At 70.0% G+C, this 22,582-nt stretch carries 23 protein-coding genes; 14 read left to right on the top strand and 9 right to left on the bottom strand.

The annotated features are described in order from the left end of the window. Positions 1-8 precede the first annotated feature (8 nt). On the bottom strand, positions 9-1,175 hold the full coding sequence (locus ABD256_RS23810; RefSeq protein ID WP_425546511.1) for a sensor histidine kinase: 1,167 nt from the start codon (positions 1,173-1,175) through the stop codon (positions 9-11). A gap of 193 nt (positions 1,176-1,368) precedes the next feature. Here ABD256_RS23810 and ABD256_RS23805 point away from each other — a divergent pair, with 193 nt between their 5' ends. The 8 genes from ABD256_RS23805 (at position 1,369) to ABD256_RS23770 (ending at position 10,735) form a co-directional block, all read left to right on the top strand. Further along, on the top strand, positions 1,369-2,925 hold the full coding sequence (locus ABD256_RS23805; RefSeq protein WP_344423076.1) for a dynamin family protein: 1,557 nt from the start codon (positions 1,369-1,371) through the stop codon (positions 2,923-2,925). A 55-nt stretch (positions 2,926-2,980) separates the two neighbouring features. Next, a complete protein-coding gene (locus ABD256_RS23800; protein ID WP_425546510.1) occupies positions 2,981-3,418 on the top strand; it encodes a nucleotide exchange factor GrpE in 438 nt (145 codons plus the stop codon). A 9-nt stretch (positions 3,419-3,427) separates the two neighbouring features. Then, positions 3,428-5,266, top strand: a complete 1,839-nt coding sequence (locus ABD256_RS23795) for a dynamin family protein (protein ID WP_344422833.1) — start codon at positions 3,428-3,430, stop codon at positions 5,264-5,266. A 3-nt stretch (positions 5,267-5,269) separates the two neighbouring features. Further along, a complete protein-coding gene (locus ABD256_RS23790) occupies positions 5,270-5,782 on the top strand; it encodes a hypothetical protein (protein ID WP_344422830.1) in 513 nt (170 codons plus the stop codon). Positions 5,783-5,804: 22 nt separating this feature from the next. After that, on the top strand, positions 5,805-6,329 hold the full coding sequence (locus tag ABD256_RS23785; protein WP_344422827.1) for a hypothetical protein: 525 nt from the start codon (positions 5,805-5,807) through the stop codon (positions 6,327-6,329). Positions 6,330-6,479: 150 nt separating this feature from the next. Beyond that, the gene (locus tag ABD256_RS23780) at positions 6,480-7,133 is read left to right on the top strand and encodes a DUF6802 family protein (protein WP_344422824.1); all 654 of its coding nucleotides are present in this window, start codon (positions 6,480-6,482) and stop codon (positions 7,131-7,133) included. Between the two features lie 660 nt (positions 7,134-7,793). Continuing rightward, complete coding sequence (locus ABD256_RS23775) at positions 7,794-9,617, top strand: phosphoenolpyruvate carboxykinase (GTP) (protein WP_344422820.1); 1,824 nt, start codon at positions 7,794-7,796, stop codon at positions 9,615-9,617. A 248-nt stretch (positions 9,618-9,865) separates the two neighbouring features. Next, positions 9,866-10,735, top strand: a complete 870-nt coding sequence (locus ABD256_RS23770) for a TIGR03621 family F420-dependent LLM class oxidoreductase (protein WP_344422817.1) — start codon at positions 9,866-9,868, stop codon at positions 10,733-10,735. Here ABD256_RS23770 and ABD256_RS44465 read toward each other — a convergent pair. Genes ABD256_RS44465 through ABD256_RS23755 form a run of 3 tightly spaced genes read right to left on the bottom strand, consistent with a single transcriptional unit; the run spans position 10,716 to position 11,991 of the window. Then, positions 10,716-11,252, bottom strand: a complete 537-nt coding sequence (locus tag ABD256_RS44465; protein ID WP_425546506.1) for a hypothetical protein — start codon at positions 11,250-11,252, stop codon at positions 10,716-10,718. The genes ABD256_RS23770 and ABD256_RS44465 overlap by 20 nt on opposite strands. A 9-nt stretch (positions 11,253-11,261) precedes the next feature. Next, positions 11,262-11,678: a hypothetical protein gene (locus ABD256_RS23760; RefSeq protein WP_344422810.1), complete on the bottom strand. Its 417-nt coding sequence runs from the start codon at positions 11,676-11,678 to the stop codon at positions 11,262-11,264. 52 nt (positions 11,679-11,730) lie between these two features. Continuing rightward, a complete protein-coding gene (locus tag ABD256_RS23755) occupies positions 11,731-11,991 on the bottom strand; it encodes a helix-turn-helix domain-containing protein (protein ID WP_344422807.1) in 261 nt (86 codons plus the stop codon). Positions 11,992-12,142: 151 nt separating this feature from the next. On the opposite strand from ABD256_RS23755, the gene ABD256_RS23750 reads away from it, so the two are divergent. Continuing rightward, complete coding sequence (locus ABD256_RS23750; RefSeq protein ID WP_344422804.1) at positions 12,143-12,304, top strand: hypothetical protein; 162 nt, start codon at positions 12,143-12,145, stop codon at positions 12,302-12,304. Here the strand turns inward: ABD256_RS23750 and ABD256_RS23745 are convergent. Then, positions 12,301-13,920, bottom strand: coding sequence for an alpha/beta hydrolase (locus ABD256_RS23745; protein WP_344422801.1), 1,620 nt, complete (start codon positions 13,918-13,920; stop codon positions 12,301-12,303). The genes ABD256_RS23750 and ABD256_RS23745 overlap by 4 nt on opposite strands. A gap of 220 nt (positions 13,921-14,140) precedes the next feature. On the opposite strand from ABD256_RS23745, the gene ABD256_RS23740 reads away from it, so the two are divergent. The 4 genes from ABD256_RS23740 to ABD256_RS23725 all read left to right on the top strand — a co-directional run bounded on the left by ABD256_RS23740 (position 14,141) and on the right by ABD256_RS23725 (position 18,013). Then, entirely contained in the window at positions 14,141-14,419 is a 279-nt protein-coding gene (locus ABD256_RS23740) for a DUF3311 domain-containing protein (protein ID WP_344422799.1), read from the top strand. Then, the gene (gene mctP / locus ABD256_RS23735; RefSeq protein ID WP_344422796.1) at positions 14,416-16,059 is read left to right on the top strand and encodes a monocarboxylate uptake permease MctP; all 1,644 of its coding nucleotides are present in this window, start codon (positions 14,416-14,418) and stop codon (positions 16,057-16,059) included. The genes ABD256_RS23740 and mctP overlap by 4 nt, the downstream gene beginning before the upstream one ends. 3 nt (positions 16,060-16,062) lie before the next feature. Continuing rightward, positions 16,063-17,325 carry an MFS transporter gene (locus ABD256_RS23730; protein WP_344422793.1) on the top strand — a complete coding sequence of 421 codons (1,263 nt, stop codon included), beginning with the start codon at positions 16,063-16,065 and terminating at the stop codon, positions 17,323-17,325. 112 nt (positions 17,326-17,437) lie between these two features. Then, positions 17,438-18,013: a peroxidase-related enzyme gene (locus tag ABD256_RS23725; RefSeq protein WP_344422789.1), complete on the top strand. Its 576-nt coding sequence runs from the start codon at positions 17,438-17,440 to the stop codon at positions 18,011-18,013. Positions 18,014-18,139: 126 nt separating this feature from the next. Here ABD256_RS23725 and ABD256_RS23720 read toward each other — a convergent pair whose 3' ends face one another. From ABD256_RS23720 to ABD256_RS23705, 4 genes are all read right to left on the bottom strand, one after another. Then, positions 18,140-18,448 carry a hypothetical protein gene (locus tag ABD256_RS23720; RefSeq protein WP_344422787.1) on the bottom strand — a complete coding sequence of 103 codons (309 nt, stop codon included), beginning with the start codon at positions 18,446-18,448 and terminating at the stop codon, positions 18,140-18,142. A gap of 2 nt (positions 18,449-18,450) precedes the next feature. After that, a complete protein-coding gene (locus ABD256_RS23715; RefSeq protein ID WP_425546505.1) occupies positions 18,451-19,392 on the bottom strand; it encodes a bifunctional helix-turn-helix transcriptional regulator/GNAT family N-acetyltransferase in 942 nt (313 codons plus the stop codon). 262 nt (positions 19,393-19,654) lie between these two features. Further along, complete coding sequence (locus tag ABD256_RS23710) at positions 19,655-19,804, bottom strand: hypothetical protein (RefSeq protein ID WP_344422784.1); 150 nt, start codon at positions 19,802-19,804, stop codon at positions 19,655-19,657. A gap of 246 nt (positions 19,805-20,050) precedes the next feature. Further along, positions 20,051-21,247 carry an AAA family ATPase gene (locus ABD256_RS23705; RefSeq protein ID WP_344422781.1) on the bottom strand — a complete coding sequence of 399 codons (1,197 nt, stop codon included), beginning with the start codon at positions 21,245-21,247 and terminating at the stop codon, positions 20,051-20,053. A 162-nt stretch (positions 21,248-21,409) separates the two neighbouring features. Here ABD256_RS23705 and ABD256_RS23700 point away from each other — a divergent pair, with 162 nt between their 5' ends. Then, positions 21,410-22,477 carry a glycerophosphodiester phosphodiesterase gene (locus ABD256_RS23700; RefSeq protein ID WP_344422778.1) on the top strand — a complete coding sequence of 356 codons (1,068 nt, stop codon included), beginning with the start codon at positions 21,410-21,412 and terminating at the stop codon, positions 22,475-22,477. Positions 22,478-22,582: the final 105 nt, after the last annotated feature.

Here is a 22,582-nt window from a genome sequence, read left to right as displayed (position 1 = left end):
ACTCCGCGTCACTGTGCCACTTCCACCGGGATGCTCGCGCGCACCCGCCACCCGCCCGTGTCACCGGGGCCGACTTCGAGATCGCCGCCGAACACGTGCGCGCGCTCCCGCATGCCGATCAGGCCGTTGCCGCCCGGCAGCGCGCCGCGCGAGGGCACCAGCGAACTCGACGCCCTGCCCGCCCCGTCGTCGTCGACCTCCACGAGCACCCGGTCGCCGTCACGACGGACCCGCACCTCGGCCTTCGCGCCCCGCCCGGCGTGCTTGAGCGTGTTCGTCAGTGACTCCTGAACGATCCGGTAGATCCCGAGCGAGACGCCCGTCGGCAGGTCACCGAGGCTCGGCGGCAGGTCGACGTGCACCGGCACACCGGCCGACCGCACGCGCTCGACGAGTTCCGCCAGCGCCTCCACGCCCGGTTGCGGCACCCGCGGCTCACCGGCCGAGGTCTCGCTCCGCAGCACGTCCAGCAGCCTGCGCAGCTCGGCGAGCGCGCCACGGCCGGTCTTCGAGATCGTCCGCACCGCGCGTTCGGCCAGCGCCGGGTTCGCTTCGATCGCGTACGACGCGCCGTCGGCCTGCACCACCATCACGCTCACCGCGTGCGCCACCACGTCGTGCAGTTCGCGCGCGATCCGGCTGCGCTCCTCGGCGACCGCGATCCTGGCCGCCTGGTCCCGTTCGGTCTCCAGCAGGTGCAGCCGCGCTTCGACCTCGTCGTGGTAAGCGCGCCGCGCGCCGACGAACTCGCCGATCACCCAGCACAGCGCCAGGCTGAGCACCAGCACGACGGTGGTCGGGCCGACGTCGTTGCGGTCCGCGAACGGCAACTGCGCGGCGTTGACGACGATGAGCACGCCGAGGTAGTAGATCGCCTGCCGCCTGCCGACGTAGGCCAGCACCGTGTACAGCGCGATCGCCGGGCCGCAGAGCGCGCCGATGCCCAGGTTGAGCATGCTGTGCGCGATCGCGATCGCGGCGAGGAGGTAGGCCACCGTGAGCGGGTACTTACGCCGGAACGCGATCGGCGCGACCATCGCGATGTCGACCGGCACGACCAGCACCCCGGGGCCGATCGGCGTGGCCTCCCTGAGCGCGAGGACGAAGAAGGTGATGTCGATCAGCCCGATGACCGCGGCGACCAAGCTGTCGCCCGCCATCGGGTGAGCTCGCATCCACAGGCTCAGCCGCCGCACCCGGTGGACGTTAGTTCGTCCGCGCCCCGGTACGCGTCGTCCTGGAGTAGTGCGGCATGTGCGACTCCAGGACGAGCGGCATGGCACGATTCAGGCGGGGAGAACGCACGGCGCTCGAGGGAGGCACGGACGCGTGACCGCGGAACAGGGACATCTCGCCGGGCCGCTGTCGATGTCGGTGGCGAACCTGTGCCGTCGCCTGCAGCCGCAGGTGTCCGCGCGTACCGCGGCCGGGTTCGGCGAGGTCATGCGCCGCCTCGGCGCCCCGTTGCAGGTCGCGGTCGCCGGCCGGATCAAGTCGGGTAAGTCCACGCTGGTCAACGCCCTGATCGGGCGCCGGGTGGCGCCGACGGACGTCGGCGAGTGCACCCGGCTGGTGACCCGGTTCCAGTACGGCACGGTCGACCGGATCGAGATCGTGTTCACCGACGGCCGCAAGCAGGTGCTGCCGTTCGCCCCGGACGGCATGATCCCGGCCGAGCTGGGCGTCGACATCTCCGAGGTGTCGCACGTCGAGGCGTACCTGACGAACGCCGTGCTGCAGGGCATGACGGTGATCGACACCCCCGGCCTCGGCTCGCTCGACGCGGCGTCGGTCTCCCGCACCGAGCAGCTCCTCGGTGCCGCCAAGCACCGCAAGCCCGGCGAAGAGGACGCCGAAGACGAGGACGACGACACCGAACTGGACGACACCTCCCGCAGTGCCGTCGCGGGCGCGGAGGCGGTGCTCTACGTGGTCACGCAGGGTGTCCGCGCCGACGACCAGCAGGCGCTCGCCGCGTTCACCGCGGCCACCGCGAGCAGGGAGGCCGGCCCGGTCAACGCGATCGCGGTGCTGAACAAGGCGGACACGATCGCGCCGGAGTCCGTCGTGGATTCCGGCGGCGACGTGTGGAAGGCCGCGACCACGCTGGCCGAGAAGCAGGCCGCGACGCTCAAGCCGAGGGTCGCCGACGTGCTGCCGGTGATCGGGCTGATCGCCGAGTCCGCCGAATCGGGCGGGTTCACCTCCGCCGACGCCGAGGCGCTGCGCCAGCTTTCCGTACTGGACGACGACATCCTCGAGACGATGCTGATCTCGGCGGACATCTTCACCAGCTGGGAGTGCGACGTCCCATCGGGCATCCGCCTCCGGCTGCTGGAACGGCTCGACCTCTACGGCATCCGGCGCGCGGTCGACGCGATCAGGGCGGAGCCCGAGATCACCGCGGGCTCGCTGCGCAGGCTCCTGCTCGACGCCTCCGGCCTCGCCGCGGTGCGCGCGCGGCTGAGCGTCGTGTTCGCCGCGCGCGCCGACGGCATCAAGGCCGCCGCCGCGCTCGCCTCGGTGACCGCGCTGGCGCACGCTTCGGGTGATCCCGGCGACCGGCAGCGCGTGCACGACGCGATCGAGGTGCTGCTCGCCAAGCCGGAAGCGCACCAGCTTCGCCTGCTCGAAGCGCTGACCCTGGTCGCGTCCGGTGCCGTCGACATGCCGGAAGACCTGTCCGAAGAGGTGCTCCGCGTCGGCAGCAACGCCGATATCGGCGCCCAGCTCGGCAAGCCGGGCGCGCCGAGGCAGGAGCTGGTCACCTATTCGCTCGAGCGCGCCGGCTGGTGGCGTTCGTTCGCCTCGTTCGGCGCGACCCCGGCGCAGAGCCGGGTGGCGCACGTAGTGCACCGGGCGTACTTCCTCATCTGGCAGCAACTCCGCGACACGGCGGGTGGCGCCGCGGCGACAGGGGGATGACGTGGCTTCGTGGTTCCGGGCGGGCGAGGGCGAGCGCCGCGCCGCCACCGAGGAGGTGAACCCGGACGCCACCGCGGACGAGGTGCCGACCGGCCAGATTCCCGCGCTGGCCGATCGGGCCGCGGCGGGAACCGGTGGCGAGGCCCCTGCGTCGGAGCCCGATGTGGAAGCCGTACCCGCGGTAGCCCCTGCCGAACTCGAGCAGGCGCTCGCCGATCGCCAGTCGCTGATCCAGCTGTGCCTGTACGCGCTCGACCGCGCCCGCAGTGGCGGTGTCGTCGAGCGCATCGAGCACGGGCTCGCCGGCGTGGGAGTGACCGCGGTGAGACCGGACGGTGAGCGGTTCGATCCCGCGTGTCACGAGGCGGGTGGCGCGGTCGCCACCGACGACGCCGCGCTCGACGGGCTGGTCGCCGAGACCGAGGTCGTCGGGTTCGCCGATCGGGAGCACCTTCTGCGCGCGCCCATCGTGACCGTCTACACGAAACGCTAGTCTCGCCGGGTGAGCGCACCGTCGATCGGCCTCAGCCTGCCCGCACAGGTCAAGCAGGCACGTGAGGCACTGCTGTCCACGCTCCGCGAGATCGATCCGCAGGCCGCGAAGTGGGTGTCGGCCCAGCGCGACGCCAGGGGCCGCAAGCCGTCGGTCGTGGTGGTCGGCGAGACCAACCGCGGCAAGAGTTCGCTGGTGAACGCCCTGCTCGCGACGCCGGGGCTGTCCCCCGTCGACGCCGACGTCGCCACCGCGACCTACCTCGCGTTCGACCACGCCGAGCAGTGGCAGGCGCAGGCCTGCTACCCGGGCCAGCTCGCGCCGGTGCCGATCCCGCTCGACCAGCTCGTGCGCTGGGTGGCGGCATCGCACGAACTGCCGGAGGGGCAGATCCCGCCGCGCTACGTCGAGGTGACCGGCCCGGTGCCACTGCTCGAGCGAATGTCCATTGTGGACACTCCGGGGGTCGGCGGGCTGGATTCGATGCACGGCGAGCTCGCGATGGAAGCCGCCGCGAACGCCACCGCGCTGCTGTTCGTGGTGGACGCGTCGTCACCGTTCACCTCCAGCGAGCTGCAGTTCCTGCGCAACATGGGCGAACGCGTCGAAACGGTGCTGTTCGCGCTCACCAAGACCGACCAGTTCCGCGGCTGGCGCCAGGTGCTCGAAGCCGACCAGGAACTGCTCGCCGAGCACGCGCCCCGGTTCGCGGGCGCGGTCTTCCACCCGGTGTCCGCCCGCATGTTCGAGATGGCGTCGAAGGCGCCGAACGAACAGGCCGCGGGGATGCTGCGGGAACGGTCCGGGGTGATCGGGCTGCAGGCCGCGGTGCAGGAACTGGTGGTGGGCCGGTCGGTGATGCTCGGCGAGGCGAACACGTTGCGCGCGCTGGCCAGCGCGCTCGCCGAGCAGACGTCGAAGTTCCAGGCCGAGCGCCGTGCGCTCTCGGCGGGCGAGGCGGAGGCGGAATCCCTTCGCGAGCGCCGTGACCAGCTCGCCGCCGAGCGCCGATCCTCCACCAGGGGCTGGCAGCTGAAGCTGCGCGGCGAGGTCCAGCGCACCCGCGTCGAGATCGGGCACGAGGCGTCGCGGCAGATGCGGGACGCGCAGGCGCACTTCCGCCAGCAGATCGACGCGGCGAAGCGCGAACAGCTCGCCGAGCTGCCGCAGCAGGTCGACATCGCGTTGCAGACGGTGTCGCGGCGGGTGTCCGCCCAGCTCGCGGAGCGGCTGAACCGGGTCACCAACGTCGCGCTGTCCGAGCTGTTCTCCGCCGAGGAGCTGGACGTGATCCGCGCGCAGTTCGCGCGGGGCGACGGCCCGCCGGTGGTGCTGCGCCCGCCGGACAAGCGGCCGCCGACGGCGGAGGACAAGCTGCTGGTGTTCATGGGCATCTCCGGTGGCGTCGGCGCGGGCAAGATCGCCGCCCTGCCGCTCGCCGGTGTCGCGATCCTGAACCCGGTGGTGCTGCCCGCGACCATCGTGATCGGGCTCGGCGCCGGCTGGTGGATGGCGCGCACCCGCAAGCACGCCGCCGACAAGCAGCACATGAAGCAGTGGCTCGTCGAATCCATCGCCGACGCCAGGTCCACTTTGGACCAGCTCGTCGCCGAGCAGCTCATCGAGGCCGAGCAGCAGCTCTCGCTGGCACTGGACGACGCGCTCGCCCGTCGGATCGAAGCGATCGAGGCCGAGCTCAAGGAAGTCGACAAGACGATCAAGATGGACGCGCAGGAGCGCGCGAAGAAGCTGACCGTGGTGGTCAAGCGGTTGAAGGACGTTTCCGACGGCAGGGACCGGGCCGAAGCGTTCCTCGCGAAGATCCGCACGGTGCGCGACCAGGGGTGACGTATGAGCTATCCGCGGCAGGGCCCGTACGGGCACGGTCATCCGCAGCAACCGGGGTACGGTCCGCCGGGGTATGGGTCGCGGTTTCCGCCGCCGAAGAAGCCGAAGACGGGGTTGATCGTCGGGCTGGCGATCGGCGGCGTGGTCGTGATCGGCGGTGGTGTCACGGCGGCGGTCCTGCTCACCGCGGGCTCGGAACCGCCGGACCCGATCCCGGTCGCGCAGCAGTTCTCCGACGGTGTGACGAAACGCGACCCGAACATGGTGGCCGCCGTGCTGTGCGATCCGCCGTCGCGGAGCGAGGTCGACCAGTGGGTCAGGTCGTGGCACGAAGACGGCATCGTGGGCGGCGCCGTCGAGCTGCATTCGAAGCGCGACGAATCGGCGGGTGTGCTGGTGAACGTCAGTCAGCGGTCGGGCACCGCGCGGGACCGCAAGTACATGTTGAGGCTGGTCTGGAAGGAAGACCGGTGGTGCCACGACAGCATGTTGAGCGCCACCGGCCTGCCGACCTGACCTGGCGAACTGGGGAGCGCACGTGAACTATCCGCAGCAGGGCCCGTACGGGCACGGTCATCCGCAGCAGCCGGGGTACGGTCCGCCGGGGTATGGGCCGCGGTTTCCGCCGCCGAAGAAGCCGAAGACGGGGTTGATCGCCGGGCTGGCGATCGGCGGCGTGGTGCTCGTCGGCGGTGGTGTCACCGCGGCGATCCTGCTCACCGCCGAGTCGGATCCGACCGATCCGGTCCCGGTCGGGCAGGCCTACGCCGACGCCTACAACAAGCGCGACGTGGACACCATGGCCTCGCTGCAGTGCAAGCCGGATCCGGTGGAGGAGCGGCAGAAGTGGTTCAACGAGATGAACCAGGACAACGTGCACATCGACAGCGTCAAGCAGTTCAACGGCTCCGGCACCTTCGCGAGCATCGAAATGCAGGTCACCCAGCAGACCTCCGGCGGTGAGTACGCGGGTGGCCCGCCGTACCAGAAGATCCTCACGCTGAAGTGGAAGGACGACCGCTGGTGCCACGACGAGTCACTGAGCAGGTACGGCCTGCCCTGAGCCGCGCACCCGGTTGTGCCCCGGAACCGAACCGGCCTACGGTGAGTCTGAGCTGTTGAGAACAGACAGCCGGTGAGAAAAGAGGGGATCCCCGTGTGGGTCGACGAGACTGGCGGCGCGGACACCACTGACGGCCAGCCGGAAGGTCAAATGGCCATCTCGGTGGACGGGCACGAGTACGCCGGCGAGGTGAACTACGACGCCAACCACGACGGCGTCGACGACACCGTCCGCATGGAGAACGCCGACGGCACCATGACCGGGTACGTCGACACCGATCACGACGGCCACGCCGACATGTACCTGCACACCGACGCGCAGGGCAACGTCGTCGACCGCGCGACGTTCGACGCGGCCAGCGGATCGTGGGTCGACGCGGGCGGCGGGCACGACTCGGGCGGCGGAAACTCGGATGCCGGATCGCACGGGCAGCTGACCGCGGACATGCCCAACGGTGAGATCGCCGTCGGCCCGGCCACCCAGGACACCGACCACGACGGCACCAACGACACCGCGATCCTCACCGACGAGCAGGGCAACACCCGGATGTTCACCGACACCGACGGTGACGGCAAGGCCGATATCCAGGTGGTCGTCGACCAGCAGGGGCACTCCACGACCTACCACCACACCGGCCCCGGCCAGTGGACCGAGGACTCCGGCTCGGGCTCCGGCTCCGGTGACGGCGCCGTGCGCGAGTCCGTCCCCGCCGACAGCGACCAGGCATGGGGCGGTGGCCAGGACCGCGTCGAAGGGGTCGCGAGGATCGATTCGGTCACCGGCCAGTGGATCAGCCAGAACTGACCTGACACCCTCCGGAACCCGGTACGGACCCATCCGCCGTGCCGGGTTTCTTCGCGTTCCACGCCCGGCCCGGCGCCCCCCACCCCACCCGACCCCGGCTTCGCCAGGGCGTTCACCTTGATCCATCCCCCATCCGATCCCGGGGGGCGTCCCCAGCCCAGTTTACCGGGGGGTCGGGGTGGGCGGGCGTGCGAGAGTGGGTTGTCCACAGGTTTCGGGCGGGTGTGGACAACGGGTTTCGGCCGCGGCCGAACAACCGGTGCCGGTCGCACGCTCCGCAGCCGCTTGCCGGGGTGACCCACGAAGTACGCAGGCGGTACGAATCAGTACCAGCCGGACAGGGGTTTCGGGCCGCTCTGAGGCGCTGACCTCGGACTTGATCCGTCTTCTGGGTGATCTGCCCCATGGTCCGAGGCAGGAAAGTCTTTCTCTCTGGCCCGATTCAGCCGGATCTGAATCGATTCCCTTATCGTTCTTGTGAGAGAACCGACAGGCCAGCTCTCGGTTACCTGCCGGTCACCCGGCTACCCTCATGGAATCCCCAAATTCAGCACACCGGTTTTCCGCCGGTGCGCGAAGCCATTCGGTCGCCGGCAATGGAGCCCGCACCTGAACAGAGTTGTTCGGTGTGGGCTCTTGTCGTCGAAGTCAGGAGAAGAGATGACTGCAGTAGCCATCCCCGGTCTGGACAACGCGCCGACGACGCACAGTGGCGTGCTGTCCTGGGTCCGGGAGGTCGCTGAGCTGACCACCCCGGACCGAGTGGTGTGGGTGGACGGTTCCGACGAAGAGGCCGCACGGATCAACGCCGAACTCGTGGAAGCGGGCACGTTCGTGCCGCTGAAGTCGAAGCCCAACTCCTACTGGGCCGCATCCGATCCCAACGACGTCGCGCGGGTCGAGGACCGCACCTTCATCTGCTCCCGTGAGGAGGGCGACGCGGGTCCCACCAACCACTGGATGGACCCGGTCGAGATGAAGGCGACCATGACCGAGCTGTACCGCGGCTGTATGCGGGGTCGCACGATGTACGTGATCCCGTTCTGCATGGGCCCGCTCGGCGACGAGAACCCGAAGCTCGGCATCGAGATCACCGACTTCGCCTACGTCGTGGCTTCGATGCGGGTGATGACCCGCGCCGGGAAGGCCGCGCTGGACAAGTTCGTCAAGGCGGACGGCTCCGAGGCCCCGTTCGTGCCGGCGCTGCACTCGGTCGGCGCGCCGCTCGAGCCGGGTGAGAAGGACGTCGCCTGGCCCTGCAACACGACCAAGTACATCAGCCACTTCCCCGAAGAGCGCCTCATCTGGAGCTACGGTTCCGGCTACGGCGGCAACTCGCTGCTCGGGAAGAAGTGCTACTCGCTGCGCATCGGTTCGGCGATCGCCCGTGACGAGGGCTGGCTCGCCGAGCACATGCTGATCCTGAAGCTGATCTCGCCGGAGGACAAGGTCCACTACGTCGCGGCCGCTTTCCCCAGCGCCTGCGGCAAGACCAACCTGGCGATGCTCCAGCCGACCATTCCCGGCTGGCGCGCGGAGACCCTCGGCGACGACATCGCGTGGATGCGGTTCGGCGAGGACGGCCGCCTGTACGCGGTGAACCCCGAGTTCGGGTTCTTCGGCGTCGCGCCCGGCACCGACTGGCACACCAACCCGAACGCGATGCGCACCATCGAACAGGGCAACACGGTGTTCACCAACGTCGCGCTCACCGACGACGGCGACATCTGGTGGGAGGGCATGGAGAACCAGCCCTCGCACGCCACATCCTGGAAGAAGCAGGACTGGACGCCCGGCTCGGACGAGAAGGCGGCGCACCCGAACTCGCGCTACTGCACGCCGATGTCGCAGTGCCCGATCCTCGCGCCGGAGTGGGACGACCCGAAGGGCGTGCCGATTTCGGCGATCCTGTTCGGTGGCCGCCGCAAGACCACGATCCCGCTGGTGAACGAGGCGCGCGACTGGCAGCACGGTGTCTTCATGGGCGCCACGATGTCCTCGGAGACCACCGCCGCGGCCGCGGGCGCGGTCGGCAACGTGCGTCGCGACCCGATGGCGATGCTGCCGTTCCTCGGCTACCACGCCGGTGACTACTTCAAGCACTGGCTCGACCTCGGCAAGAACGCCGACGCCGACAAGCTGCCGAAGATCTTCTACGTGAACTGGTTCCGCCGCGGCGAGGACAAGCGCTTCCTGTGGCCGGGATTCGGTGAGAACTCGCGCGTGCTGAAGTGGGTTCTCGAGCGGGTCGAAGGCCGCGGCAACGCGACCGAGACGCCGATCGGCTTCCTGCCCAGCGCCGACGACCTCGACATCGAGGGCATCAAGGAGTCGCGTGAAGACGTCGACGCCGCGCTGGCGTTCGACGCCGACGAGTGGCGCCAGGAGCTCCCGCTCATCGAGGAGTGGTTCGCGAAGATCGGCGACCGCGTGCCGTCGAGCCTGCACGACGAGCTGGCCGCGCTGAGGGAACGCCTCGGCTAGCACGAAAAGCGCGAACGGGGCCCGGTACTTGCACCGGGCCCCGTTTCGCGCCAGTTGTCCACACCGGCCCCACCCCTGTGGACAACCCGCCTACTGGCCCCCACGCCACCCCCACCCCCGGTAAACTGGACTGGGGACGCCCCCCGGGATCGGGTGGGGGATGGACTGGAGTGGGCGCGGTCAGGCATTCGGCGGAGGTTTGCCGTAGCGGGGCCGTCGCGGGGGTTCGGCTCGGTATGTTGTGGCGCATGACCACTGGGGAATTTCGTTTCGGTGTCAACATGATCGCGCCGTCGGGGCGGAAGGCGTGGGTCGATAAGTGCCGCCGCGCCGAGGACCTCGGCTTCGACGTCGTGGCGGTGCCCGACCACCTCGGCATGGTGTCGCCGTTTCCGTCGCTCGTGCTCGCCGCCGAGGTCACCGAGCGGGTCCGGCTCGGCACCTTCGTGATCAACGCGCCGTTCTTCAACCCGACCCTGCTCGCGCGGGACGTCGTCGGCACCGACCTGTTCACCGAGGGCAGGCTCGAACTGGGGCTCGGCGCCGGGTACCTGAAGGCCGAGTTCGACAAGGCGGGTCTGCCGTTCGAAGCGCCGGGCAGGCGGGTCGACCACCTGGAGCGCACGATCGACGAGCTCGCCCGCTTCGTCGCCGACGAAACCGAGCCGAACCCCGTGCAGGACCCGATTCCCCTGCTCGTCGCGGGCAACGGGAACCGGATCCTCCAACTCGCCGCCGAACGCGCCGACATCGTCGGGTTCGCCGGCGTCGGCTTCCACCGCGACGGCACCCCGTTCGTCTGCTCCGCCGAGGACCTCGACGAGCGGGTCGCGTACGTCCGCGGCGCGCTCGGCGGCCGGGACGTCGAGTTCAACACGCTGATCCAGAGCATGCGGATCACCGACGACCGCGCCGCCGCGCTCGACGAGATCGCCGAGCTGTTCGGCGGCCTGAAAACGGCGGAGGAGATCGGCGCGCTGCCGACCTTCTTCGTCGGAACCGCCGAGCAGATCGCGGACCAGCTTCGCGCGAACCGCGAACGCTTCGGGTTCACCTACGTCAGCGTGCTGGAATCGGACTTCGACGCGCTCGGCCAGGTCATCCCGCTGCTGCGCTGACCAGTACGCTCGAGGGAATGGCTGTTCCGCGGCCTGGACCTCGCCGTCCGGCCGGGTGAGTGCGCCGTGTCGTCGGCCCGGACGGCACCGGCGAGTCGACGCTGCTCCGCTGCCTCCACGGGATGCGGAATCCTGCCTCGGGCACCGTCGTGGTCGCGGGCGAAACCCCGGCGAACGCACGGCCGCCTTCCGCCGCAAGGTTTCCGTGCTGCCCGACGATTCGGACTTCTTCGCGGAGCTGACCCCGGTCCAGCACCTCGAACCGCTCGGCCGGAGTACCTCGCGTGACGACCCGCTCCCCCGTCCGGCGGCCGGGCAGGCGGCACTTCGACGGGGTGTTCTCCGCGGCGCCGAAACGCTCGCCGCCTGCTTCGCCAGCGGCCTGCTGGCGAGCGCCTACCGCAAGCTCGACTGGTGGCGCGGAGTCCTCATCGGACAGTCCTTTATGGACAATCGTGCTGCTCGGGCTCGCGTTCGCCTGCTGGGCGCTGCGGTGGAAGTCCTTGCTGCGCCGCACCGGCCTACCTCATCGGCCTCGTCTCGGCCGTCTACGAACCGCCAGGCGCGCGTCGGCGTGGAGCCGGTGGGTGCCCGGTCCGCCGCGGCGCCCCGCCGTCGCGAACGCGGGCCGCACCCAGCTCGTGGACAAGTGGAACGAGCGGCTCGTCCGCACGGTCGCGGTCACCTTCCTCGATCCGCTGATGATGCCGCCGTCCGCCGCCGAGGTCGGCGGCCGGTCACTGGGCACGCCCGCGGTGCTGCGGCTCGGGGTGCGCGCCAGGGCGAGGTGCACCGTGGCCGCCCTGCTGAGCGCGGTCATCGTGCCGGTGGCACTGGTGGCGTGGCCCCGCTGGCCGGACGTGCCGCTGGTGGCGCTCGCCGGGATCGTCGCGATCTGGGCCGCGGCGCTGACGGCCGCCACGGTCGGCTGGTTCTCCGACACTGGTCGTGAGCGGGTGCGTCGCGGGAATCCGGCTGGTTTCACGTGGATCAAGTCAGCCCGCGCGGGCCAGCCCCTGTTCGACGGCCACGCGCAGCGCGTCGACGGAAAGGCCGACCGCGTCCGCGAGCGCGACCACGGTGAAGAACGCCGGGGTGGGGATCCGGCCGGTCTCGATCTTGCGCAGGGTCTCCACCGAGATCCCCGCTTCGGTGGCCACCTCGGCCATGCTGCGCGCGCCGCGCGCTCTACGGAGCACCGCGCCGAGCCGTTCGCCCCGCGCGTGCTCGGCCTCGGTCAACGGGACGCGCACCATACGGCCATAGTAGTGGCCCGGTTGCCCACAGCCTGTGGACAACTCTGTGCACAGGCTGTGGAGTACCAGGCCGAAATCGGAAAGTGACCCCGGTTTTCGCAACATGACGGCGGCGGGAGCGTCTTACCCCGTAGAGGAGAGGGGTCTGACCATGGTGCTCGCAGCCGCCGCGATGCTGGTGCTCGCGCTGGGTGCCGCCGTGTGCGCGACGGTATCCGGTGCGCTGCACGGGCAGCAGCAGGACGGGGAACAGGACAGGGAAAACCCCGCCGGACCGAGATCCGGCGGGGTTCCCCGGCAGCGCGTCCGCTAGTTCTCCGGCTCGGGCGGCACCGGCAGCGGCAGGCCGGGGATGCTCTGGTCCTCGGGCACCTTGCCGTCCACGAGGTAGTCCTCCACGACTTTGTCCACAGCCGCGTTGCCGCCGGCGTAGATACCGTGGTCGCCTTCCTTCGTCACGGTGATCATGCGCGACCCGGCGAACGCCTTGTGCGCGCGCTCCGCCCCTTCGAGCGGGGTGGCCGGGTCGTGGGCGGCCTGCACCATCAGCACCGGCGGCACGCCCTTGCCGTCCAGCACCGGGAGCGGTGCGGGCTGGTGCTTCCAGAACAGGCAGGGCTGGATCAGCCAGCCCGCGCCGAGCAGCGGGAGCTGGCGGTCGATGAACTGCTGCGACTCCCCGATCGCGGTCTCGCGGCTGCCCAGCCACGCGCCCTCGCTGCACGGGATCGTCCAGAAGCTCGCGTCGTAGGAGTCCGCGTAGTCACCGGGCACCCGGAGGGGCTGCGGCCCGGTGATCTCCGGCGCCGTCTTCGCCCCCTTGACCTGCTTGGTCGCCGCCGCCTTCTGGTCGGCGGTGGCCCCGCCCTTGGCCAGGGTCCGCACGTTCGCCAGGTAGTCGGCGAGCGACGGGAAGGCCGCCTTCGCGTACAGCTGCGACGAGATGAACGAGTCCAGGTGGTTCGCCGAAAGCGTGGCGCCTTCGATGGTCACCGGGTTCTTGGACAGCGCGTAGCGGACCTCTTCGTAGGTCTGGCGGGCGGCCTCGCCGGTGGCGCCGAAGTGGTACCGGGCGTCGTACTTCGCCAGCCACGGCAGGAAGTCCTGCCGCCAGCGCCGCTCGAACCCGACCGGCTGCCACGCGAACGACTTCTCCCAGGTGGTGGTGAACTCGGCGTTGGAGTCGAGCACGAACCGGCCGGTGCGGTCGGGGAACGCCTGCGCGTAGTGCGCGCCGAGCCAGGTGCCCGCCGAGTAGCCGACCCAGTTCACCTTGTCGCGCTTGAGAAGCACGCGCAGCAGGTCGAGATCGTGCACGGACTGGTCGGTGGTCACCAGCGGGCCCAGCTCGCCCGACTTGACCTGGCACGACTCGGCGGCGTACTTCGTGGCGTCCATGATCAGGTCGAGGTTCGCCCGGTCCCGGTCCCTCGGGTCCAAAGAGGACCCGGTGCCGACCGCGCCACCGCAGGTGAGGTTGGTGCTCTTCCCGGTGCCGCGCGGGTCGATGCCGACGATCTCCTGGCTCGCGCGCAGCTTCGCCTGGTTGCGCAGCCTCGCGGGGAAGAGGCGTCCCGGCGCACCGGGGCCGCCGGGGTTGGTGAGCACGCTCGCGGTCGCCTCGCCGCCGGTCGCCTTCAACCGGGACACCGCGATCGTCAGGTCGATCCGATCGTCTGCCCTCGACCAGTCGCGCGGGGTCAGGTAGGTCGCGCACTCCATGCCCTCGGCACCGGCGGGCGGCGGCGACGGAAGTTCGTCACCGGTGCACGCGTGCCAGTTCAGCGCCTGGTTCGCGTACCGGTCGGGAATCCCGGTGGAGTTCAGCGGCGGCGGGTCCGCCGCCGCGGTCGTCACCGCCGTGGCCGGTCCCGCCAGCACGGTGCCCGCCACCGCCGGAACCAGCAGTGCGCGGTGCAGCTTCGTCATCCGTTCATCGCCCCTTGTCCTCGTCCGCTCGCGTTACGTGATCGACCTGGTCATCTATAGCGGCGGCGAGTACCCCCGACAACTTCAAGCCGTCGGCCTGTCGGGTGGCAGGGGTGAGCGAATCCGCACGGAACACCCGTGACGACGGCACAGCGACGATCTAGGGTCAACGCGGTTCGAACTTCTTCCGACGGGGTTCCACGGGCGTTAGGTGAGGCAGATGGCAGGCAAACCGAGCGGGAAGGTCTCCGGGCTCCAGTTCAGCCCGTGGAACCTCCTGTTGATCATCCCGCTGGTCGTGATCGTCACGCCGCTGTTCAACATCGACCACCCGCGGCTGTTCGGAATGCCGTTCTTCTACTGGTTCCAGTTCGCCTGCGTGGCGCTCGGCGTGCTCTGCACCGGCATCGTCTACGCGGCCACCAGGGACAAGCGGACCACCCGCCCGAAGCGCGACGCCCTTGACGTCGACGACCTCGACGAAGGGGACGTCAAGTGAACGACATCCACTGGCCGGAACTGATCATCTTCACGGTCCTGTTCCTCGCGGTGACCGTGCTCGGGTTCGTCGCCTCCAAGTGGAAGGCGGGCAGCACGCTCGACCACCTCGACGAGTGGGGCCTCGGCGGCCGCAAGTTCGGTTCGTGGATCACCTGGTTCCTGCTCGGCGGCGACCTGTACACCGCCTACACGTTCGTCGCGGTGCCCGCGCTCGTGTTCGGCGCCGGCGCGCTCGGCATGTACGCGCTGCCCTACACGATCGTCGTCTACCCGATCGTGCTGCTGCCCGCGCTGCGCATGTGGTCGGTTTCGCGGTCGCACGGGTACGTCACGCCGGCCGACTTCGTCCGCGGCCGGTTCGGCTCGCCGACGCTCGCGCTGCTGATCGCGGTCACCGGCATCGTCGCCACCATGCCCTACATCGCGCTGCAGCTCGTCGGCCTCGAGTCGGTGCTGCGCACGATGGGCCTCAACGGCTCCGGCATCGTCGGGCACCTGCCGCTGCTGATCGCGTTCATCATCCTGGCCGTCTACACCTACCAGTCCGGCCTGCGCGCGCCCGCGCTGATCGCGTTCGTCAAGGACATCCTGATCTACCTCGTGATCCTGGTGGCCGTGATCTACCTGCCGACGAAGCTCGGCGGCTGGGCGCACGTCTTCGACACCGCGCAGGCGAAGTTCAACGCCACCCCGTCCAAGACCGACGGCATCCTGCTCACCACGAACAACCAGCTCCAGTACGCCACGCTCGCGCTGGGCTCCGCGCTCGCGCTGTTCCTCTACCCGCACTCGCTGACGAGCGTGCTCGCGTCGCGCGGGCGCAGCGTGATCAAGCGGAACATGGTCGCGCTGCCCGCGTACTCGCTGGTGCTGGGCCTGCTCGCGCTGCTCGGCTACCTGGCGATCACCGCGGCGGTCAAGCCGATCACCAACCAGGCCACCGGGCAGCCCGACTCCAACACCGTGGTGCCGCAGCTGTTCGGCAGCCAGTTCCCGTCGTGGTTCGCCGGGATCGCCTTCGCCGCGATCGGCATCGGCGCGCTGGTGCCCGCCGCGATCATGTCCATCGCCGCGGCGAACCTGTGGACCCGCAACATCTACAAGGAGTACCTCAAGAAGGACGCCACCCCCGGCCAGGAAGCGAAGCAGGCGAAGCTGGCTTCGCTGATCGTGAAGTTCGGCGCGGTCGCGTTCATCCTCTTCATCGACCCCCAGTTCTCGATCGACCTGCAGCTCATCGGCGGCGTGCTGATCCTGCAGACGCTGCCTGCCGTGGCGATCTCGCTGTACACGCGCTGGCTGCACCGGTGGGGCCTGATCGCGGGCTGGGTCGTCGGCATGGGCTGGGGCCTGATCATGCTGTACGGCATCCCGAACCCGGCCAACGGGAAGAAGCACTTCGGCGGATCCGCGCTGCCGCTGAACGACCTGTCGCTCTTCGGCTGGCACCCGTTCGCGGGTTCGGCGGTGCAGATCTACCCCGGTTTCGTCGCGCTGATCGCGAACCTGGTGGTCGCGGTGGTGGTCACCGTGCTCGCGCGCCGGCTGAAGATCAGCAACGGCACCGATTCCACCGAGCCGGCCGACTACCACGTGGACGAGCACGACGACGATCTCCGGCCGGTAGCGGCGCACTGATCGATGAGCGCCAAACCTGGGTTCGCCCGTGTCGTCGGCGCGGGCGTGGTGGGGACGACGGTCGAGTTCTTCGACTTCTTCCTCTACGCCAGCGCCGCGACCGCGATCTTCCCCGCGGTGTTCTTCCCCGGCTCCGACGGCCTGCTCGGTGTGCTCGCCGCGCTGGTGACCTACGCCGTCGGGTTCGTCGCGCGGCCGATCGGCGGCGTGGTCTTCGGGCACTTCGGCGACCGGCTCGGCCGCAAGAAGCTGCTGGTGATCAGCCTGCTGATGATGGGCGTGGCGTCGGCGTTGATCGGCGTGCTGCCGGGGTACGCGCAGATCGGCGTCACCGCGCCGATCCTGCTGACCGTGCTGCGCCTGGTGCAGGGTTTCGCGCTCGGCGGCGAGTTCGGCGGCGCGGTGGTGCTGGTGGCCGAGCACGGCCCCGCCGCGCGCCGCGGGTTCTGGACCGCGTGGCCGCAGACCGGCGGCCCGCTCGGCAACCTGCTCGCCAACGGCGCGCTGACCCTGGTCGCCGCGCTCACCACCGACGCGCAGTACGGCTCGTGGGGCTGGCGCCTGCCGTTCCTGGCATCGCTGCTGATCGTCGCGGTCGGGCTCTGGGTGCGCCTCCGCGTCGAGGAGTCACCGCTGTTCCGTGAGGTCGCCAAGCCGGAACGCGCACCGCTGCGCGAGGTGTTCGTGCGGCATCCGCGCCCCCTGTTCAGCGCGTTCGCCGCGCGGTTGGGCGAAAACGCGGCGTTCTACGTGTTCACGGTGTTCCTGCTCGTCTACGCGCAGCACGCGCACGTGCCGAAGGGCGTCGCGACGGCCGCGGTCACCGCGGGCTCGGTCGCGCAGGTGCTGGGCATGCTCGGCGGCGGCGCGCTGTCCGACCGGTTCGGCAGGCGCCCGGTGTCGGTCACCGCCGCGGTGCTGGCCGCGGGCTGGTCGCCGCTGTTCTTCGGCATGGTCGACCGCGGCGGCACGTCCGTCTTCGTCGCGGTGGCCGTCGGGCTGCTGCTGCACGGCGTGCTGACCGGCGCCCAGTCGGCCTTCTACGCCGAGCTGTTCAGCACCGAACTCCGGTACTCGGGCGTCTCGATCGGCTACCAGGCGGCGACCATGTTCTCCGGTGCCGCGGCCCCGCTCGTCGGCACCGCGTTCCTGCGCGCGACCGGCTCGGCCACCCCGGTGGTCGTGATGCTGCTCGCCTGCCTGGCGCTGACCGTGGCCGGGATGTTCGCCGTCGGAGAAACCCGCCGGACGGCACTCGCGGGTTAGCCGGGCAGAGAAGCGACCCAGTATTCGGCGAAGCGGCCGTCCCGTGCACTTCGCGATCGGGCCAGTACCCGGCGAAGTCCGCTGTCCCGGTTTTCCGGCTAGCGTGACAGGCATGGGTGATGTGAGCAGGTTCGGCGCTGTCGAGCTGGAAGACCTTCCCGACGACCTCCGCGAGCGGATCGGCGCGATCGCCGGGAAGTCCGGGTTCGTGCCGAACATCTTCCGCGCGCTCGGGCACCGGCCCGCCGAGCTGCGCGCGTTCCTCGACTACCACGACGCGCTGATGGAACGCGAAGGCGGATTGTCGAAGGCCGAGCGCGAGCTGATCGTCGTGGCGACCTCCGGCGCGAACCACTGCACCTACTGCGTGGTCGCGCACGGCGCGATCCTGCGGGTGCGGGCGAAGGACCCGCAGCTCGCGGACCGGGTCGCCAGCAATCCCTACCAGGTCGACCTCGACGAACGCGGCCGCGCGATCGTCGACCTCGCGCTGGCGCTGGCGCACGACTCGGCGGCGTTCGGCGACGAGGACATCGAGGTGGCCCGCGAAGCAGGGCTCACCGAGGACGAGATCTGGGACGTCGGCGCGATCACCGCGCTGTTCGCGATGTCGAACCGCCTGGCCCACCTCACCGCGTTGCGCCCCAACGACGAGTTCTACCTGATGGGCCGCGTCCCCCGCACCTGAAACGCCACCGCGGACGCTCATCCGGCCGGGTCGTCGGGCGCATGCCCCGGCTCGTGCCTGTCCCGAAGGTGCCCGCACGCTCGCGGGGGTGGGAAAAGTGGCGCCAGAGCCCCGGGTGCGGAGCGCTCAGAAGCGGAAGAAGGTGTCGTGCAGGTCCCGCTGGGTTTCGTAGTTGCGCAGCAGCCCGGCGAGGAACCGCGCGAAGCGCCTGCTCGGGTTGCGGTAGGCGCGCACCCACAGCGGCGGCACGATGTCCGGGACCCGCGGGTCGGGCCTCGGCGTGAACCGGTCGCCGGTCAGCACCACCACCGGGTGTCCCAGCGGGCACTGCCCCGCCACCGAAATGATCCCCGGTTCCAGGTTGTGCACCCACTCGACCTCGTCCACGCCCATCAGGGTGCGGCGGTTGCAGGCCGGGCAGTACACGACGAACACGGTTACAACTCCAGCCGCCAGGTTTGGCCGACCAGCTCGCGGCCGAACGACGTGGTCACTTCGGAGGTGACGAGCTCGAACCCGGCGCGCTGGTAGAGCACGCGTGCGGTGTCCAGCACGTCGATCGTCCACAGCTCCATCGCGGCGTATCCGGCCGAGCGCGCGAACTCGACGCACTCGGTCACGAGCCGCTTGCCGACACCGAAGCCGCGCGCCGACGGCTCGACGAGCAGCAGCCGCAGTTTCGCGGTCCGCTCGTCGGCGCCACGCGTGCAGACGATGCAGCCGACCCGTTCGCCGTCGAGCTCGGCGATCCAGGCGGCTTCCCGCGCGGGGTCCCGGTGGTCGACGTAGTCGGCCACGATGCGGGCGACGAGCGCCTCGAACTCGTCGGAAAGGCCGTGTTCGCTGGCGTACAGCGCGCCGTGCCGGTGGACGACCCAGCCGAGGTCACCGGCACGCGGCGGGCGCAGCACGAGCGCGGGCGCGGCCACGCGGTCGTGGACGAGGGTGGAGATGGTGCCCATCGCGGAGAGGAGCCTGCGCTGGGTGTCCTCGTCGAAGCGTTCGAGCAGCCCGCCGATCTGTTCGGTCGACTGGGCGTTCAGGTGCTCGAACGCGCCCCAGCCGGGTTCGGTGAGGCGGGCGACGTGCCGCCTGCCGTCCTTGCCGCAGCGTTCGCGGACGACGAGGCCGCGCTCTTCGAGCTTGCCGAGGAGCCTGCTCGCGTAGCCGGGGTCGAGCCCGAGCCCTCGCCGGAGATCGGGAACCAGCGTGGTATCGCGCTGGGCCAGCTCGAAGATCACGCGGGCCTCGCTGAGCGAGTACTCCGCGTCGCTGGGGCCTTCGTCGAGTACCCCGATCACGCTGGTGTAGAGCCGGTTGAAGGCGCGGACCGTGGCGACCCGTTCGGCGAGCTGACTGTCCAGGGAATCCACCGGCACCGTTGACCACCTCAACAAATTCGTTGACGATGTCAATGGTTACCCGGGCGAGCGTCTGGCGCAAGGCCATTTCCCGGAGGGTGGGCGAATCGGGCCCGGACATGTGGAAACCCCGTGATGCTGCCAGGTCGGGGGTCCGCCAGCATCACGGGGTCATACGGGGTATCGACGCCACCTCGGGTGGCGTTACACCCTGGATCAGATGTGCTCTAGGTCACTCTTTTGGGTGAATCTCGGAGCCGTTGACCAGGGGCGATCGGGGTCAGCGCAGGTGGGTCTGGCGAGCCTGTGCGATCGCGATGAGCTCCTGACGAACCGTCGCGGTGGCCGCGGTGTCGATCGCGCGGCTCAGCGCGCGGCGAGTGCGGACCTCGGCGCGGCGTGCACGGAGCTTGGCGGCGATGTTGTTCATCAGTTCTGCATCCTTTGCTTGTCTCGGTGGCTTGATGCCTCTAGTATGCACCTTTTTTCACAAGGTTGCCAACGATTATCCGGTGATGTGGCACACCAGCCGATGAATCATCGGCAAATCAGAGGTTTCACCATCGACATTTCGTGGCGCCGGTCACGTTCAGGTAACGCAGGGCTGCTTTATAGCCAAAACGCTAGAAAGCGCTAGGAAGCCGTAGCGACCGCTATCGACGGGGCCCGAGTGGGGTCAGTCGTCGGCGCGACCGAGCAGGTAGTGCCCGAAATGCGGCACCGTGAAGGCGATGTGGCCGCGCTCGGCGGAGTACACCAGCCCCTTCTTCATCAGGCTGTCCCGCGCCGGCGACAGGGACGACGGCTTGCGCCCCAGGTAGACCGCCACGTCCGAGGTGCCCGCGGCCTCGTCCCTGCCCTGCGTCAGCTCCGCCATCGCGAGCAGGTACTCCCGTTCGGCCGGTGTCGCGCGTTCGTACCGCGAGCCGAAGAAGCCGACGGCGAGCTCCGACTCCGCTTCCGGCGCCGCGACCTGCACGTCCTTGACCGTGATCGGGTCGGCGGGCGCCGCGTCCCATGCCGCCTTCGCGTAGGCCTGGATGAAGTACGGGTACCCGCCGGACGCGTCGAACAGGGCGTCGAGGGCCTCCGGTTCGATACCGGCTTCCTCCCGTTCGATCGGCGCCAGGACCGCGGTGTCGGCGTCGTCGCGGTCGAGCCGGTCGATTCGCGCGTAGCGGAAGAGCCGCTCCGAGTAGGACTTCGACGCCGACAGCACCGCCGGCACGTGCGGAAGGCCGGCGCCGACGACCACGAGCGGCGCGCCGGACTGGGAAAGCTCGTGGCACGCGGCGCACAGCGCCGAGACGTCTTCCGGCCCGAGGTCCTGGATCTCGTCGATCAGCAGCGCGACCCCGGTGCCGACGTCGGCGGCCAGCTCGGCGACGTCGGTGAACAGCTCCACGAGGTCGATCTCGATGTCCCCGGAGTCGGCGCGGCCCTGTGCGGCGGGCACGTCGATCCCCGGCTGCCAGCGGTCGCGGAGCTTCGCGTCCGGCTTGTTCGCCTTCAACGCGAAGGCCTTGAGCACGGCCAGGACGTCCTCGACCCGGTCCGGCGCGCGGTGGCGGACCGCGAGGTCCCGGATCGCCCGGTGCAACGCGGCCGACAACGGCCGCCGCAGCTCGGCGTCCGGTCGCGCTTCGATCTTGCCCGCGCCCCATTTGTGCCGCATCGCCATCGCGCGCAGCTCGCCGAGCAGCACGGTCTTCCCGACGCCGCGCAGCCCGGTGAGCACGAGGCTGCGTTCGGGGCGGCCCCGCGCGACGCGTTCGAGCACGACCTCGAACGCCTTCAGCTCGCGTTCCCGCCCCGCCAGCTCGGGCGGGCGCTGCCCGGCGCCCGGTGCGAAGGGGTTGCGGATGGGGTCCACGCTAAGAAGTTATCGGGCTTTCTAGGGTCAGTCCGATATTCCGCCATAGATCCCGATGGCGTGTCGTCGATCCGAGCGGACACCTGGATGCCAGCCGGGATTCTTCTGCTCGCCACCGGATCGTGGGAGCCTGCGCTGGTTCGCTGAAAAGAAGGTGGCGTGATGAAGGCAGTGACCATGGGACTGGCGGCGACCAAGGGACTGGCGGCTTTGGGGATCGCGGCCTGCGTGGCCGGATCCGCCACGGCGGTGGCGCAGGCGCACCCGCGGCGGCACTTCGACATCCAGGCCCACCGCGGCGGCATCGGCCTGACGGTGGAGAGCACGCTGGCGTCCTTCGGCAAGGCGATGGAACTCGGCGTGACCACGCTCGAACTCGACCTGCAGATCACCCGTGACGGGCGCGAGGTGATCACGCACGACCGCAAGCTCGACCCGGCCAAGTGCCGGGACACCGCGCCCGTAACCCCGGGCGACCCGCGGTTCCCGTACGCGGGCAAGTACGTCAAGGACCTCACCTTCGCCCAGGCGCGCACCCTCGACTGCGGATCGCTGCGGCAGCCGGACTTCCCCGGCCAGCAGCTCTCCCCCGGCGCGAAGATGCCGACGCTCGCGGAACTGTTCTCGCTCGCGCGGGCGCACCGCGCGTGGGGGATCCGCTTCAACATCGAGACCAAGGTGGAGGCCGCGGCGCCGCAGGAAACCGCGCCGAGGGAGCAGTTCGTGCACCGGGCCGCGGCCGAGATCGCGAAGTCCGGCTTCGCGCGGAACGTGACGATCCAGAGCTTCGACTGGGGCTCGCTCATGCTGATGCGGAAGGTCGCGCCGTACCTGCCGACCGTCGCGCTCACCGAGCCGGGTTTCCTGCAGGTGGGCCAGCCCGGCAAGTCGCCGTGGCTCGGCGGGCTCGATATCGACGACTTCGGCGGCAGCCCGGTCCGGGCGGTGAAGTCGTTCGGTGCCAGCGCGCTTTCGCCGGTGCACGGCAACCCGCAGGGCGGCCACGCCGGTGACCCGGACTACCGGCCGTTCACCACGAAGGCGCTGGTCACCGAGGCGCACCGGGCCGGGATGAAGGTGGTCCCGTGGACCGTCGACGACCCGGCCACGATGAACAAGCTCATCGACGACGGCGTGGACGGCCTGATCACCGACTACCCCGACCGTCTCCGCGCGGTCGCGGCCTCGCGTGGTTTCGCGCTGCCGCGGGCGTATCCGGACTGCCGCTAGCTTCGTATCCGGCTTTCTAGCGTAAAAGTTAGAAAGCCGGATACTTGCTTAGCTCGCGTGCCGACGCGTGGGGCGCCCCGAATTTGGGTAACTTCGGGGTCACCA

The sequence above is a fragment of the Amycolatopsis minnesotensis genome (genome assembly GCF_039529815.1).
GTDB classification, from domain to species: domain Bacteria; phylum Actinomycetota; class Actinomycetes; order Mycobacteriales; family Pseudonocardiaceae; genus Amycolatopsis; species Amycolatopsis minnesotensis.
The sequence above is the reverse complement of the archived record's forward strand: the minus strand, read 5'-3'. Positions and strand labels throughout refer to the sequence as shown.

Coding starts and splice junctions, on each gene's coding strand:
- ABD256_RS23770 (WP_344422817.1), top strand. CDS start 9,866: ATGACCACTGGGGAATTTCGTTTCGGTGTCAACATGATCGCGCCGTCG.
- ABD256_RS23730 (WP_344422793.1), top strand. CDS start 16,063: ATGAGCGCCAAACCTGGGTTCGCCCGTGTCGTCGGCGCGGGCGTGGTG.
- ABD256_RS23775 (WP_344422820.1), top strand. CDS start 7,794: ATGACTGCAGTAGCCATCCCCGGTCTGGACAACGCGCCGACGACGCAC.
- ABD256_RS23805 (WP_344423076.1), top strand. CDS start 1,369: ATGTCGGTGGCGAACCTGTGCCGTCGCCTGCAGCCGCAGGTGTCCGCG.
- ABD256_RS23745 (WP_344422801.1), bottom strand. CDS start 13,920: ATGACGAAGCTGCACCGCGCACTGCTGGTTCCGGCGGTGGCGGGCACC.
- ABD256_RS23750 (WP_344422804.1), top strand. CDS start 12,143: ATGGTGCTCGCAGCCGCCGCGATGCTGGTGCTCGCGCTGGGTGCCGCC.
- ABD256_RS23790 (WP_344422830.1), top strand. CDS start 5,270: ATGAGCTATCCGCGGCAGGGCCCGTACGGGCACGGTCATCCGCAGCAA.
- ABD256_RS23810 (WP_425546511.1), bottom strand. CDS start 1,175: ATGCGAGCTCACCCGATGGCGGGCGACAGCTTGGTCGCCGCGGTCATC.
- ABD256_RS23780 (WP_344422824.1), top strand. CDS start 6,480: ATGGCCATCTCGGTGGACGGGCACGAGTACGCCGGCGAGGTGAACTAC.
- ABD256_RS23740 (WP_344422799.1), top strand. CDS start 14,141: ATGGCAGGCAAACCGAGCGGGAAGGTCTCCGGGCTCCAGTTCAGCCCG.
- ABD256_RS23700 (WP_344422778.1), top strand. CDS start 21,410: ATGAAGGCAGTGACCATGGGACTGGCGGCGACCAAGGGACTGGCGGCT.
- ABD256_RS23710 (WP_344422784.1), bottom strand. CDS start 19,804: ATGAACAACATCGCCGCCAAGCTCCGTGCACGCCGCGCCGAGGTCCGC.
- ABD256_RS23725 (WP_344422789.1), top strand. CDS start 17,438: ATGGGTGATGTGAGCAGGTTCGGCGCTGTCGAGCTGGAAGACCTTCCC.
- ABD256_RS23755 (WP_344422807.1), bottom strand. CDS start 11,991: ATGGTGCGCGTCCCGTTGACCGAGGCCGAGCACGCGCGGGGCGAACGG.